Genomic DNA, 12,585 nt, shown 5'->3' with positions numbered 1-12,585 from the left:
CTTCATAGTAAAGACAGCACTATGAGGTGAGAGCCGTGAAAACAAATGATTATGTAAAATATATGACTGAGCAATTCGTTAAATATTTCGATACGCCGAAACAGGAACGGAGAGAGCGAAAAGAAGTGCGGAAAGAAAAGAAAGTGCCGGCTTCTCAGCACTGGTTCGGAATATTGCCGTACAGTTTTAAGCTGTGGATGCAGCGGAAAAAATAAAGTTGAATCACACGAAAGGTCCTCCTGATACAGGAGGGCCTTATTGGTATTCCTCAATGACGGCAATTTTATTTACCTTTTGGCTGTAGGGATTAAAAGAAATCGTAACAAACACGCCAAATTCTTTTGCGCCATCCCGCAATGTCAAGTGGTATTGCTTGACTGCTTCGTCCGTTCTTTTCCGATCCCACACCTTTTGAATAAATAACGTTTGGGCGAGCGGATATCTTTTTTTAGTTTCTTTTTCTGCTAACTTTTCCCATTTTGATTGATGGTGAACAGCATAATAAGGCACCGTTTCCGCCTGAGCTGTTCCCGAAACCCCGAAAACAAGAAGAGAAAGGCAAATCAGACTTTGTTTGATCATCATTCTTCGTCCTTTCGCTGTATATACTTTCCATTTTGTTCTGAGCACCTCGTTATTTTCTCACGTTTTATTAGAAAAAATTCCAAAAAGGTGTGTAATTTGAAGCAAAACGATGTTTTTGAAAGATACCATTCTTAAAAACGAACAATTTGACCGATTTTGACATTTTTCAAGACGATAATCCTTGATTATACTTTGTTCATGCAGTTCTTTAAAGAGAACGGTTGTCATATTTATTAACAGTTTTACAGGGGGTAAGGCATGTTCCGATTGTTGCGAATGGAAAAAAAGGGCAAGGTGAGATGGCGGATGATGCTATTTTTACGGCTTTCGTTCATTTTTTGCCTGTCCGTGACGATATGTGCTCAGTTCACAGGTGATACAAGTTCCTCCTTCAATGATGTGAAAAGCTTCAGTCTCCCGGTTCAAACGTGCGGAGATTTTCAATATACGGATGACGATTGCCGTTATGACGAACGCTGGGATCAAAGTGATTTACATATAACAAATCAAACTGATACGTCAGGCACCGTGTGTGCGCCGCTTCAGCTCTATGCCGAGCTAGAGAATAAGGGAAAAGAGCGGACTGTTTCTGACTGGAAATGGGAGCTCCATAAAATCGCTTCTCAGCAGCAGCCTTTACGAAACGGCAATGTTGTGGATAAAGGGCTTATTACTGATAAAAAAAGCAAAACGATTTATAAAATTGAGTCAAAGCGGTCTTTGAAGCCGGGCATATACGCATTCAAGGTTTACAAGCCTGAAGGGTATCCGGCGGACGAAGAAAAATTTGAGTGGTCAAAACCAATGAAACTCGTCAAATGCCGGGAACAGGCGACCGTTTCCGACCTAAAGAAAACGGAGAAAGAGCCGGCAGAGCCGGTAAAAGAAAGCGGGGAAGAACATGAAAAAAACGCTGAAACTGATCAGTAATATTTTGTATGCCGTCATCTTCAGTTTGATTATTGTGCTGACGTTAACGGTGATTTCGACCCGGGCTTCCGGGGGTGAGCCGGCCATCTTCGGCTACACGCTGAAATCCGTGCTGTCGGGTTCAATGGACCCGGAATTTAAGACGGGTTCGCTCATATCGGTAAAGAAAATTTCTGACGTGAATGACTTAAAAAAAGGGGATGTGATCACCTTTACGCAAGATGACGGAACAGCCGTCACACACAGAATAATCGGGATCACAAAAAAGGACGGGAACCTGCTGTTTGAGACAAAAGGGGATCATAATGCCGCCCCGGATGCCGCACCCGTTCAAGCTGAAAAAGTGGCGGCCCAGTATACGGGATATCAGCTTCCGTATGCCGGATATGTCATCCATTTGGCCAGCCAGCCGATCGGAACGGCGATTCTGTTAATCGTTCCCGGCGTCATGCTTTTGATTTACTCCATAACAGTCATTGTCAGCGCCCTCCGCGATATTGAGCGGAAAACGAAAGCGCTGGAAGAACATGCGAAAAAGGGAACCATCTCCACATGAATACGGTTGCAACCTGGCGACAGGATTTGATAACAAAACTAAAAAGTAAGGGGAGAGTACAAACATGGGTATGAAAAAGAAATTAAGCTTGGGCGTTGCCTCAGCCGCACTCGGTTTAGCATTAGTAGGAGGAGGCACATGGGCCGCATTTAATGATGTGAAGTCGACAGACGCTACATTTGCGTCAGGAACACTTGATTTATCGGCTAAAGAACAATCAGCCAATGTCAATTTGTCAAACTTAAAACCAGGCGATAAATTGACGAAAGATTTCGAATTCAGAAACAACGGTTCACTTGCCATTAAAGAAGTGCTGATGGCTTTGAATTTTACTGACTTTAAAGGAGCAAAGAAAGGAAATGAATCTGCGGAGGATTTCCTCAGCCAGTTTGAAATTACGGTTCTGACAGTCGGTAAAGAAGGGGGCAACGGCTATCCTAAAAATATCATTTTGAAGGCGGCCAGCCTGAAAGACTTATACTTAATGTCAACAAAACAGGATAAAGCAGCTGCCGAAGCGATCAGCAAGCACATTGATCCGAAATTCCTGAGTGAGAGCGGAAAAGTCAATGTAGCAACCATTAACGGCAAAACAGCTCCTGAGTACGACGGAGTTCCGAAAACGCCTGCTGATTATGACCAGGTGAGAATGGAAATCCAATTTAAAAATGAGACCGCTAAAACTGCGGACGGATTAAGTGTGCAAAACAAGTTCCAAGGCAATGCGATTTCTCTTCAATTCTCTTTTGAAGCAACGCAATGGAACGGCTTGACCATTACGAAAGATCATACGGATAAAGACGGTTACGTCAAGGAAAATGAAAAGGCTCACAGTGAGGATAAAAACTAATCCGAAAGTCGGACAGTTAAAAGAGGAGTTGTGCACATATGGCGGCACTACTCCTCTTTTTGCGCTTTTCTCCATTTTTGATAATCTAAAAATTCACGAAATTGTTTTTTTGATACCCCGGATGTCATTGCATCGCGAACTAATTTCTCCCATTCACTATCTAATTGACCATCGTATTCGGTTTCATGTTTTTCATCAAGTAAAGTATGAACCGAGACGTCCAGAACAGCGGAGACTTTTTCGAGAAATTGAATGGAGGGGTTCGTCTGTAAATTTCGTTCTATTGAGCTTAAATAAGACTTCGCTACCCCAGCTTTTTCAGCTAGTTCTGATAGTGAGTAGCCTTTTTCTTTTCGGTATTGTTTAATACGCTGGCCAATCAATGTCATCACCTTCCTTGTGATATTATAGCACATTCAGAAAGGATTTACGGTATGACTTCTGGCTGCCTGGATATGTTGAGAAGACTTTTTATTCGAAAGCAGGTATTTGCGTATTTCTTCTAGGCTGATATTTGCTTTTTGGGCTTCTAATATCAGCTCAACCCATTCCTTATCTAATTGCGAAAATTCCATTTTTGCATTTTTCATGCATTTTCTCCTCCTAAAATACTTGTTTATGTATTTCAGCCAATCCGCCCATGACCTTATCTTTACATGTCTGGAAGTGATTCATCGCATGCGAAACGCCAGAAATTTTTTCTATATACTTTTATTATAATATAGAATTTCCAGAAAAAACGGGAAAGGTGTCGAATGGATAACGCTTATCCAGAAAAATTACTTTGCAGGAAAAATAAACCGCCGTTTTCGATCTGAATGTGAATTTTCGGCTGATATAAGGCTTTCAGCGCTTGTTTTTCCAAATGGTATTCCTCAGGTTTTTCCTCTGTCTGCTCATAAAACTGATCGAGCAGCCTGAGATCCTTTTTCCATCTGGCGATCGCGCTGTCAGCCCAGGCTGACGGCTCTTTGGCGGCAGCGTCTTTTAAGTAATGCTCCATCCTTTTAATCCCGCTTTCCGGCTTAATCATCGGCGATATGGTAAAGCAATAGTCTGATATTTGCGAGGTCAGCGGAAGCGGTGCAAGCTTCTGCTGAAACCCTTCTATAATGGTTCCAGAAACAAGATGCAGGCCTAAAGACAAAAGTCTGTCTTTTTTCATGTCGGATTGGTATGAAATCACTACATTTAATCCAAGCCAGGGCTGAAGCGGAACTCTGGCTCCGGCTGATACAATTTTCTCATATATTCTTGTAAATCTCCCATTTTGTTTAACTGCTTGAAAGATTTGAAAGAGGCGCGGGGCTCCAAAGTAAATAAATTCGCCGTCCATATCCTCCGGAGCCGTTTCTTTATCAGTGATGAACGTAATCTTCATCGGGTTCGGTTCGCCGCCCGTTTTTTCACGCCAATGCCAATAAAACGGGCGGTTCATAATTTGTTTGTCCATCTCGACCGTCAACTGAACCGTCATAAAACCCGGCCCGTGTTCTGTAATCGGACAGTGGTTCGCTTCAAAAAATCGCAGTAAAAATTCGTGAACCTCCTGCTGTCTCATGTCGCGCTTCCTCCTTTTAGATTAAGATCCTTTTTTTCTGGCGGGCTTGTCCGTACCGTACGACAGAAAAGAGGTGAGATTGTCCATTTTGATTCTCATTTCTTCCTCTGTCAGCGAATGGCATAAAATATCATGCAAATGGTCTTCAAAATTGCTCACTTTGATTTTTGTTAAAATGTCATCTAATTCTCCGACGACATTTTCAAATAAATGAATTTTGTCATACAGAAGTTTTAAGATATGCTCTTCCACCGTATGTTTTGTCGCCATATTGTAGATATGGACATCTCTTTCCTGACCGAGTCTGTGAATCCTTCCGATTCTTTGTTCAAGCCGCATCGGGTTCCAGGGGAGGTCATAATTGATAATATGGTTGCAGAATTGCAGGTTGATCCCTTCACCTCCGGCTTCTGTAGCGATCAGCACCTGCACTTTGCCGCGGAAGAGGTCCTTCATCCAGTCTTTTTTTCCGCGTTTAAATCCGCCTCTGAACGGAACGGAGCTTATGCCGTTCTGCTGAAGGAACCATTGCAGGTAAATCTGTGTCGCCCTGTATTCAGTGAAAATAATGACTTTATCATTAATCTTTTGGATCAAGTCAACAACTTGAATCGCTTTTGAGTTTTGCGTGACTTGATTAATGCGGTCCATTAAATTAGCGATTGTCTGATCATCGAATGCGGGCGCTTGTTTGTCTTTTTGGTCAAGCATTTTTTTAAGCGTCATATACACAGCTTCCCTGCTTGAACAGCACTCTCTTTGCAGCGTCATAATGGAAAATGCGCTTGCGGGCTTTTCCGTGCCGTTTTTCAGTGCGACGATGTCATCGTAAAGCGCCTGTTCCGTCGGTGAAAAGGTGATCGGCACTGTTTCCACGTGGCGCTTCGTCCATGTAAGGCCGGTGTCGCTCCGCGTGTTGCGGATCATCACCTTATTGACGAGCTCTTTCAAATGCTCATGAGCGTCAATCCCGTCCTTCCGATTGAAGGTTTCTTGAAATCCGCTTTCGTTTCCTAAATGGCCGGGCTTTAACAGTGACACTAAATTGAAGATTTCTTCGATCCGGTTTTGAATCGGCGTCGCCGTCAGAAGCAGGCAGTATTTCTTCACAAGACTTCTCGCAAATTCATAATTTTTCGTTTTGCTGTTTTTGAGCTTGTGCGCCTCGTCAATAATGACGAGATCATACGGAATAGAAAGGACAATGTCTTTGTGAGGCGAGCGTTTGGCCGTATCAATAGAAGAAACGACGATATCGCACTGTTCCCACACATAGCTTTTCTTCTGTTCAACAGCGGGTATTAAAAACTTCTCCTGAAGCTCTTTCACCCACTGGGAAACGAGTGATGCCGGCACAAGAATCAGGATTTTTTTGGCCAGCCCGCGAATCATGTATTCTTTTAAAATCAGGCCCGCTTCCACCGTTTTTCCGAGCCCCACTTCATCAGCTAAAATCGCCTTGCCGTTCATTTTTTCAACGACTTTCTGCGCGACCTCAAGCTGATGGGGAAGCGGAGTGAAATCGGGAAGGTATAAAGGAGCCCTCAATCCTTCAAATTCAGGAATGGCAAGGGTCTGCTGGACTTCAGCCGATAGTTTGTACATCTCCCAATTTGACCAGGGACCGTCCGTTTTCAGCCGCTCAGAAAACTCTCCCGGCCAGTTTGCATCAAATATGATCTCTGCTGTCATATGTAACAAAACCGCCTTTCTTTTAAAAAACTGATTTATCATAATTTTTGTTGCCGGACGTAAGTGAGGGTGGTAGGATATAAGTAATGATTTCACTAAAAGATATTGCATTAGTATGTCCATAAAATTGGTAAATATGAGCGGATGACAGCAAGGGGAGAGACTCGGACGAAAGATGGGCGTCCGGGCGCCGAAGGAGCAAACTGCGGAGTGAATCTCTCAGGCAAAAGAACTCTTGCTCGACGCAACTCTGGAGAGTGTCTGCACTTAGAAGAAGCAGGCCACCAAAGGGGACGTCTTTATGATATGTTCATAAAGTAAACTTTCAGGTGCCGGGACAGAGAAACCTTCATTTTCATGAGGTGTTTCTCTGTCCTTTTTTATATGTTTTTACAATGCGCCAATGACTGAAGGGGGAAGATGATGCTGAAACGAACACCGCTTTATGACGTGTATAAAGAATACGGCGGAAAAACAATTGATTTTGGAGGATGGGAGCTGCCGGTTCAATTTTCTTCTATTAAAGAGGAGCATGAAGCCGTCCGCACAAAAGCGGGCCTGTTTGATGTGTCCCATATGGGGGAAGTCGAAGTATCCGGTAAAGACGCCCTGTCTTTTCTCCAAAAAATGATGACAAATGACGTTGCCGATTTAAAGCCGGGAAACGCGCTCTATACCGCCATGTGTTATCCTGACGGCGGTACGGTCGATGACTTGCTGATCTATCAGAAAAGCGAGAGCTGCTATCTGCTCGTGATTAACGCGTCTAATATTGAAAAAGACATCGCTTGGCTGACGGAACATGCGGAAGGAGATGTCACGCTGACGAATCATTCTGACGGGATTTCACTGCTTGCTGTTCAGGGGCCGAATGCTCAGTCGGTTCTTGCGAAGCTGACTGAATGTGATTTGTCCTCCTTAAAGCCGTTTACATTTATTGACGAGGCGGACGTTGCCGGACGTCAAGTCCTGCTTTCAAGAACAGGCTATACCGGTGAAGACGGATTTGAGTTATATTGCCGCAATGAAGATGCGGTTCATCTATTTAAGGAGATACTTGCAGCGGGAGAGCATGAAGGCCTCGTTCCGTGCGGCCTCGGCGCCCGTGATACGCTGAGATTTGAAGCGAAGCTTGCTTTATACGGTCAGGAATTGACGAAAGATATTACACCGATTGAAGCCGGAATCGGATTTGCCGTGAAACACAAGAAAGATTCCGATTTTTTCGGGAAGTCTGTATTGCGCGAACAGAAAGAAAAAGGAGCCCCGCGAAAGCTGGTCGGACTTGAGATGATTGAAAAAGGGATTCCGAGACACGGGTACGCCGTGAAAAAAGACGGTGTTCCGATCGGTGAAGTCACGACAGGCACGCAATCTCCGACTTTAAAGAAAAATATCGGCCTTGCCCTAATCAAAACGGAATTCAGTGAAGTCGGAACGGAAGTAGAAGTGGAAATCCGTAAAAAAACGGTAAAAGCGAAGATTGTCCGCACACCGTTTTATAAACGTCCAAAACAGAGCTGAAAAAGGAGAGTCATATGAAGCATCGATATTTGCCCGCGACAGAACAAGATAAAAAAGAAATGCTGAAAGCCATCGGCGCAGAAACAATTGATGAACTGTTTGCCGATATTCCGGAAAATGTACGGTTTCAAAAAGACTACCGCATTAAACAAGCAAAGTCAGAAACTGAGCTGACGAGAGAGCTGACGAAGCTTGCGGCGAAAAATAAAGACGCTGTTACATATGCATCTTTTCTGGGGGCAGGAGTGTACGATCACTACCAGCCGGTTATCGTCGATCATGTGATATCCCGATCAGAGTTTTACACGGCATATACGCCTTACCAGCCTGAAATCTCACAAGGAGAGCTGCAGGCGATTTTTGAATTTCAAACGATGATCTGTGAATTAACGGGAATGGATATCGCAAACTCCTCTATGTACGACGGGGGAACGGCGCTGGCGGAAGCGGCGATGCTTGCGTCGGGACATACGAAAAAGAAAAAAATCGTCATTTCCGCAGCCGTTCATCCGGAATCACGGGATGTTTTGAAAACATACGCAAAGGGCCAATATATTGAGGTTGTAGAGGTGCCCGCGAAAAACGGCGTCACAGATCTTGAGGCATTGGAACATGCCGTTTGTGATGAAACGGCCGCCGTGATCGTCCAGTATCCGAACTTCTTCGGACAAATCGAGCCGTTAAAGGACATTGAGCCGCTCGCACATAAAGGAAACAGCCAGCTGATTGTTTCTTCAAACCCGCTCGCGCTCGGTATTTTGAGACCCCCCGGGGCATACGGAGCTGATATCGTCGTCGGGGACGCGCAGCCTTTCGGCATACCTGCGGTGTTCGGCGGCCCGCACTGCGGCTATTTTGCAGTAACGAAAAAACTGATGAGAAAGGTGCCGGGCCGGCTTGTCGGCCAAACGGAGGATGAAAACGGGCGAAGAGGTTTTGTTCTCACTCTTCAGGCGCGCGAGCAGCATATCAGAAGAGACAAAGCTACGTCTAACATTTGTTCAAATCAGGCGCTGAATGCTTTAGCGGCTTCAGTCGCGATGACGGCGCTCGGAAAAAACGGCGTCAAAGACATGGCCCGCCAAAATATATTGAAAGCTGATTACGCGAGACGCCAAGCGGAAAAAGCCGGCTTACACGTAGCATTTGATGGCCCGATATTTAATGAATTTGCCGTCAGGCTGAATCTTTCCGTCAAGGAAGCAAACCGGCGGCTCCTGCAAGACGGCATCATCGGCGGATATGACTTAGGCCTTGCGTATCCGGAACTGAATCAGCATATGCTCATTGCCGTCACAGAGCTGAGAACAAAAGAAGAGATCGATTCGCTTATTGCGGGATTGGGGGATCAACATGAATAATCAAGATCAGGCGCTTATTTTTGAAATGTCCCGCGAAGGGCGTGTCGGTTACAGCCTTCCGGAGCTTGATGTGCCGGAAACAGAGCTTGAAAGCCTTCTTCCCGGTGACTATATCCGCGATGAAGACGCAAAGCTGCCGGAAGTATCAGAGCTCGATATTATGCGGCATTATACCGCTCTTTCTAGGAGAAACCACGGAGTTGATTCAGGCTTTTATCCGCTCGGCTCCTGTACGATGAAATACAATCCGAAATTAAATGAAAAAATCGCCCGGTTCGCAGGTTTTTCCGCGATTCATCCGCTTCAGGACGAGGATACTGTTCAGGGGGCGCTTGAGCTTTTATACGATTTAAGCGGACACTTGGAGGAGATTACGGGCATGGACGAGGTGACGCTGCAGCCTGCGGCGGGCGCTCACGGCGAATGGACCGGCCTGATGATGATCCGCGCCTATCACGAAGCGCGGGGAGACTTCGGACGGACGAAGGTGATTGTCCCTGATTCAGCCCACGGTACGAATCCGGCATCCGCCACGGTCGCCGGTTTTGAAACGATTACCGTCAAGTCAAATGAGCACGGACTGGTTGACATTGAAGATTTGAAAAGAGCCGTAAACGAAGAAACAGCGGCGCTGATGCTGACGAATCCGAACACCCTCGGGTTATTTGAGGAAAACATTACGGAAATGGCTGAAATCGTCCATCAGGCCGGCGGAAAGCTTTATTATGACGGAGCGAATTTAAATGCCGTTTTAAGTAAAGCAAGACCGGGAGATATGGGATTTGACGTCGTTCACCTTAATCTGCATAAAACATTTACCGGGCCGCACGGCGGGGGAGGACCTGGCTCTGGGCCGGTCGGCGTGAAAAAAGAATTCATTCCGTATCTGCCGAAACCCGTTCTCACGAAAAAAGAGGGCCGTTTGACTTTTGACTATGACCGGCCGCAGTCGATCGGGCGCGTAAAACCTTATTACGGCAACTTCGGCATTAATGTCAGAGCCTACACGTATATCCGTTCCATGGGGCCTGACGGCTTAAAAGCTGTGACCGAAAACGCGGTTTTAAATGCAAATTATATGATGAGAAGACTCGCGCCTTATTATGATCTCCCGTATGACCGTCATTGCAAGCATGAATTTGTGTTATCGGGAAGAAGGCAGAAAAAGCTCGGCGTACGAACGCTTGATATTGCCAAACGGCTTTTAGACTTCGGCTATCATCCGCCGACTGTGTATTTTCCTCTCAATGTTGAAGAAAGCATCATGATCGAACCGACGGAAACGGAATCGAAGGAAACGCTTGATGCGTTTATAGATGCCATGATTCAAATTGCGCGGGAAGCGGAGGAATCGCCTGAAATCGTTCAGGAGGCGCCGCATACAACAGTTGTCAAAAGAATGGATGAAACCAAGGCGGCAAGAAAGCCGGTTTTAAAGTACGAACATACACCTGACGTCAGCCGCTGACACGGTGTAAAAAAAGAGCTTCCGTATAAAACGGACAGCTCTTTTTTATGATTAGTTTTTTGCTTTAATTTTTCCGCCCCATTTTTTAAATCCGCCTTTCAGGTTGTAAATGTCTTTACAGCCGTGTTTGCGGAGCGTCTGTGCCGCGCGTCCGCTGCGGACATTGTTTTGGCAGTACAGATAAACGGGTTTATCAGGACGGATTTCACTTTTGCGCTGTTTCAGCTGTGACAGCGGAATGTTGCGCGCGCCGAGAATATGGCCGCCTTCAAATTCATTCGGTTCACGGACGTCAATCAGCTGCGCTTTTCTGTAGCCCGCGCGGAATTCCTCTTCCGTAAGTGTTTTCATTAAACGCTGCTGGTAAAAATACGACACGATCATATAAACGATAAACGCCGCAACAATAATTAAAGCAATCATATTAGACAATGCGATTCTACTCCTTTAGCTTATAAAATAAAACCCTGCTTCCTGAAAACAAGGCTTACCGGACGTTTTGGGACAAATACTATTATAGTAAAGCATGAAGCGATTGTCATCCTTAATGAAACGAAATATTTTTCATTTTCAAGGCAGTTTGTTAAACTGATTTTATTAAAACGATAAAGAAGGGTTCAGTGTATGGAAAAAGAAACATGGCGGTTTATTGACTCAGGGAATGAAAGCCCGGCATTTAACATGGCGCTGGATGAAGCGCTTTTATATTGGCACAGCCAAAAAAAAATTCCTCCGGTGATCCGTTTTTACGGCTGGAATCCGGCAACTTTGTCTGTCGGGTATTTTCAAAATATTAAGAAGGAAATTAACTTTGACGCAGTACATAAACACGGCCTCGGGTTTGTCAGAAGACCGACAGGCGGACGGGGTGTTCTGCATGATAAAGAATTGACATACAGCGTAATCGTTTCAGAGGATCACCCGGAAATGCCGGCCACGGTGACAGAGGCGTACCGGGTGATTTCAGAAGGTATTCTGCAGGGATTCAGAAACCTTGGACTTGATGCCTGCTTTGCGATTCCGCGAACGGAGAAAGAAAAAGAAAGCTTGAAAAATCCGCGCTCGTCCGTCTGCTTTGATGCGCCTTCGTGGTATGAACTGGTCGTCGAAGGACGGAAAGTTGCCGGAAGCGCACAGACACGCCAAAAAGGCGTCATTCTTCAGCACGGTTCCATCCTGCTTGACATTGATGAGGATAAGCTGTTTGATCTGTTTTTATATCCGAGCGACAGAGTCCGTGAGCGCATGCAGCGGAATTTCAAAAACAAAGCGGTAGCCATCAACGCCTTAGCGCCGAAACGGGTAACGATGGATGAGGCCAGAATCGCTTTTAAAGCCGGTTTTGAGGAAGGGCTGAACATTCATCTTGAGCCTTACACACTCACGTCTGAAGAGCTTGCATTTGTCAATGAGCTGGCTGAGACGAAATACGCGTCTGATGAATGGAATTATAAGCGCTGATAAGGCTTGACAGACCGGAAGCATCCTTGTTTTTTCATGACCGTTAGTGTAAACTTGTAATGGTTTATAAAGTTAAGGTGCTTTTTGGGAGGGTTACTTATGACAACACCAAGTATGGAAGATTATATTGAACAGATTTATATGCTGATAGAAGAAAAAGGATATGCAAGGGTTTCTGATATCGCGGAAGCTTTGGCAGTCCACCCCTCCTCTGTAACGAAAATGGTTCAAAAACTAGATAAAGACGAGTATTTGATTTATGAAAAATATCGCGGGCTTGTATTGACGTCAAAAGGCAAAAAGATCGGCAAACGGCTCGTATACAGACACGAATTGCTTGAGCAGTTTTTAAGAATCATTGGTGTTGATGAAGAGAAGATTTACAATGATGTTGAAGGAATCGAACATCATCTGAGCTGGAACAGCATTGACCGTATCGGCGACCTCGTTCAGTATTTTGAAGATGACGAAAGCCGGAAAAAAGAATTGAAATCCGTACAGAAAAAAACCGAAAATCCCGGTGAATAAAGGGCAGCCCGAAATGGGGCGCCCTTTTTTTAATGTCTTCATTCTTTGGTCTATTTCGCCCAGCCGTTT

The 12,585-nt window shown here is 45.1% G+C and carries 15 protein-coding genes and 1 riboswitch; of the genes, 9 read left to right on the top strand and 6 right to left on the bottom strand.

Going from position 1 to position 12,585, the window contains the following annotated elements:
* The first annotated feature begins 35 nt into the window (after positions 1–35).
* Positions 36–215, top strand: coding sequence for a YqzE family protein (locus MY7_RS10445; protein ID WP_003153093.1), 180 nt, complete (start codon positions 36–38; stop codon positions 213–215).
* Positions 216–255: 40 nt separating this feature from the next.
* Here MY7_RS10445 and MY7_RS10440 read toward each other — a convergent pair whose 3' ends face one another.
* Positions 256–585, bottom strand: a complete 330-nt coding sequence (locus tag MY7_RS10440) for a DUF3889 domain-containing protein (RefSeq protein ID WP_007612559.1) — start codon at positions 583–585, stop codon at positions 256–258.
* Between the two features lie 258 nt (positions 586–843).
* Between MY7_RS10440 and tapA the strand changes: the two genes are divergently transcribed.
* From tapA to tasA, 3 genes are all read left to right on the top strand, one after another.
* On the top strand, positions 844–1,515 hold the full coding sequence (gene tapA, locus MY7_RS10435) for an amyloid fiber anchoring/assembly protein TapA (protein WP_029326077.1): 672 nt from the start codon (positions 844–846) through the stop codon (positions 1,513–1,515).
* The gene (sipW, locus tag MY7_RS10430) at positions 1,487–2,071 is read left to right on the top strand and encodes a signal peptidase I SipW (RefSeq protein ID WP_007612550.1); all 585 of its coding nucleotides are present in this window, start codon (positions 1,487–1,489) and stop codon (positions 2,069–2,071) included. Before tapA ends, sipW begins: the two co-directional genes overlap by 29 nt.
* A 64-nt stretch (positions 2,072–2,135) precedes the next feature.
* Positions 2,136–2,921: a biofilm matrix protein TasA gene (gene tasA, locus MY7_RS10425; protein ID WP_007612547.1), complete on the top strand. Its 786-nt coding sequence runs from the start codon at positions 2,136–2,138 to the stop codon at positions 2,919–2,921.
* A gap of 47 nt (positions 2,922–2,968) precedes the next feature.
* Here the strand turns inward: tasA and sinR are convergent, their stop codons facing one another.
* The 4 genes from sinR to MY7_RS10405 all read right to left on the bottom strand — a co-directional run bounded on the left by sinR (position 2,969) and on the right by MY7_RS10405 (position 6,174).
* Positions 2,969–3,304, bottom strand: coding sequence for a transcriptional regulator SinR (gene sinR, locus MY7_RS10420; RefSeq protein WP_003153104.1), 336 nt, complete (start codon positions 3,302–3,304; stop codon positions 2,969–2,971).
* 33 nt (positions 3,305–3,337) lie between these two features.
* Positions 3,338–3,511, bottom strand: a complete 174-nt coding sequence (gene sinI, locus MY7_RS10415; protein ID WP_007612543.1) for an anti-repressor SinI — start codon at positions 3,509–3,511, stop codon at positions 3,338–3,340.
* A 176-nt stretch (positions 3,512–3,687) separates the two neighbouring features.
* On the bottom strand, positions 3,688–4,482 hold the full coding sequence (locus tag MY7_RS10410) for a YqhG family protein (protein ID WP_007612541.1): 795 nt from the start codon (positions 4,480–4,482) through the stop codon (positions 3,688–3,690).
* A gap of 21 nt (positions 4,483–4,503) precedes the next feature.
* Positions 4,504–6,174: a DEAD/DEAH box helicase gene (locus MY7_RS10405; RefSeq protein ID WP_029326078.1), complete on the bottom strand. Its 1,671-nt coding sequence runs from the start codon at positions 6,172–6,174 to the stop codon at positions 4,504–4,506.
* 144 nt (positions 6,175–6,318) lie between these two features.
* Positions 6,319–6,419: riboswitch (glycine riboswitch) on the top strand.
* A 178-nt stretch (positions 6,420–6,597) separates the two neighbouring features.
* Between MY7_RS10405 and gcvT the strand changes: the two genes are divergently transcribed.
* Genes gcvT through gcvPB form a run of 3 tightly spaced genes read left to right on the top strand, consistent with a single transcriptional unit; the run spans position 6,598 to position 10,527 of the window.
* A complete protein-coding gene (gene gcvT / locus MY7_RS10400; protein ID WP_029326079.1) occupies positions 6,598–7,698 on the top strand; it encodes a glycine cleavage system aminomethyltransferase GcvT in 1,101 nt (366 codons plus the stop codon).
* Between the two features lie 14 nt (positions 7,699–7,712).
* Positions 7,713–9,059, top strand: a complete 1,347-nt coding sequence (gene gcvPA / locus MY7_RS10395) for an aminomethyl-transferring glycine dehydrogenase subunit GcvPA (RefSeq protein ID WP_007612535.1) — start codon at positions 7,713–7,715, stop codon at positions 9,057–9,059.
* Positions 9,052–10,527, top strand: coding sequence for an aminomethyl-transferring glycine dehydrogenase subunit GcvPB (gcvPB, locus tag MY7_RS10390; protein WP_007612533.1), 1,476 nt, complete (start codon positions 9,052–9,054; stop codon positions 10,525–10,527). The genes gcvPA and gcvPB overlap by 8 nt, the downstream gene beginning before the upstream one ends.
* Positions 10,528–10,578: 51 nt before the next feature.
* On the opposite strand, the gene MY7_RS10385 is transcribed toward gcvPB, so the two are convergent.
* Entirely contained in the window at positions 10,579–10,959 is a 381-nt protein-coding gene (locus tag MY7_RS10385; protein ID WP_007408335.1) for a rhodanese-like domain-containing protein, read from the bottom strand.
* Between the two features lie 192 nt (positions 10,960–11,151).
* Between MY7_RS10385 and MY7_RS10380 the strand changes: the two genes are divergently transcribed.
* Together MY7_RS10380 and mntR are read left to right on the top strand one after the other, a co-directional pair.
* Positions 11,152–11,988 (top strand): lipoate--protein ligase family protein, encoded by an 837-nt coding sequence (locus MY7_RS10380; protein WP_003153114.1) that lies wholly within the window; start codon positions 11,152–11,154, stop codon positions 11,986–11,988.
* A gap of 99 nt (positions 11,989–12,087) precedes the next feature.
* Complete coding sequence (gene mntR, locus MY7_RS10375; RefSeq protein WP_007408338.1) at positions 12,088–12,516, top strand: transcriptional regulator MntR; 429 nt, start codon at positions 12,088–12,090, stop codon at positions 12,514–12,516.
* Positions 12,517–12,585 lie beyond the last annotated feature (69 nt).

Source organism: Bacillus sp. 5B6 (genome assembly GCF_000259405.1).
In the GTDB taxonomy this organism is placed as follows: Bacteria; Bacillota; Bacilli; order Bacillales; family Bacillaceae; genus Bacillus; species Bacillus velezensis.
Note: the sequence above shows the minus strand (reverse complement) of the source record. Positions and strands in the feature narration are given on the sequence as shown.

Excerpts from the sequence above, each read along its gene's own strand:
- sinI (WP_007612543.1), bottom strand. The coding sequence starts at position 3,511 with ATGAAAAATGCAAAAATGGAATTTTCGCAATTAGATAAGGAATGGGTT.
- MY7_RS10380 (WP_003153114.1), top strand. The coding sequence starts at position 11,152 with ATGGAAAAAGAAACATGGCGGTTTATTGACTCAGGGAATGAAAGCCCG.
- gcvT (WP_029326079.1), top strand. The coding sequence starts at position 6,598 with ATGCTGAAACGAACACCGCTTTATGACGTGTATAAAGAATACGGCGGA.
- MY7_RS10405 (WP_029326078.1), bottom strand. The coding sequence starts at position 6,174 with ATGACAGCAGAGATCATATTTGATGCAAACTGGCCGGGAGAGTTTTCT.
- gcvPA (WP_007612535.1), top strand. The coding sequence starts at position 7,713 with ATGAAGCATCGATATTTGCCCGCGACAGAACAAGATAAAAAAGAAATG.
- tapA (WP_029326077.1), top strand. The coding sequence starts at position 844 with ATGTTCCGATTGTTGCGAATGGAAAAAAAGGGCAAGGTGAGATGGCGG.
- MY7_RS10440 (WP_007612559.1), bottom strand. The coding sequence starts at position 585 with ATGATGATCAAACAAAGTCTGATTTGCCTTTCTCTTCTTGTTTTCGGG.
- mntR (WP_007408338.1), top strand. The coding sequence starts at position 12,088 with ATGACAACACCAAGTATGGAAGATTATATTGAACAGATTTATATGCTG.
- gcvPB (WP_007612533.1), top strand. The coding sequence starts at position 9,052 with ATGAATAATCAAGATCAGGCGCTTATTTTTGAAATGTCCCGCGAAGGG.
- tasA (WP_007612547.1), top strand. The coding sequence starts at position 2,136 with ATGGGTATGAAAAAGAAATTAAGCTTGGGCGTTGCCTCAGCCGCACTC.
- MY7_RS10410 (WP_007612541.1), bottom strand. The coding sequence starts at position 4,482 with ATGAGACAGCAGGAGGTTCACGAATTTTTACTGCGATTTTTTGAAGCG.
- sipW (WP_007612550.1), top strand. The coding sequence starts at position 1,487 with ATGAAAAAAACGCTGAAACTGATCAGTAATATTTTGTATGCCGTCATC.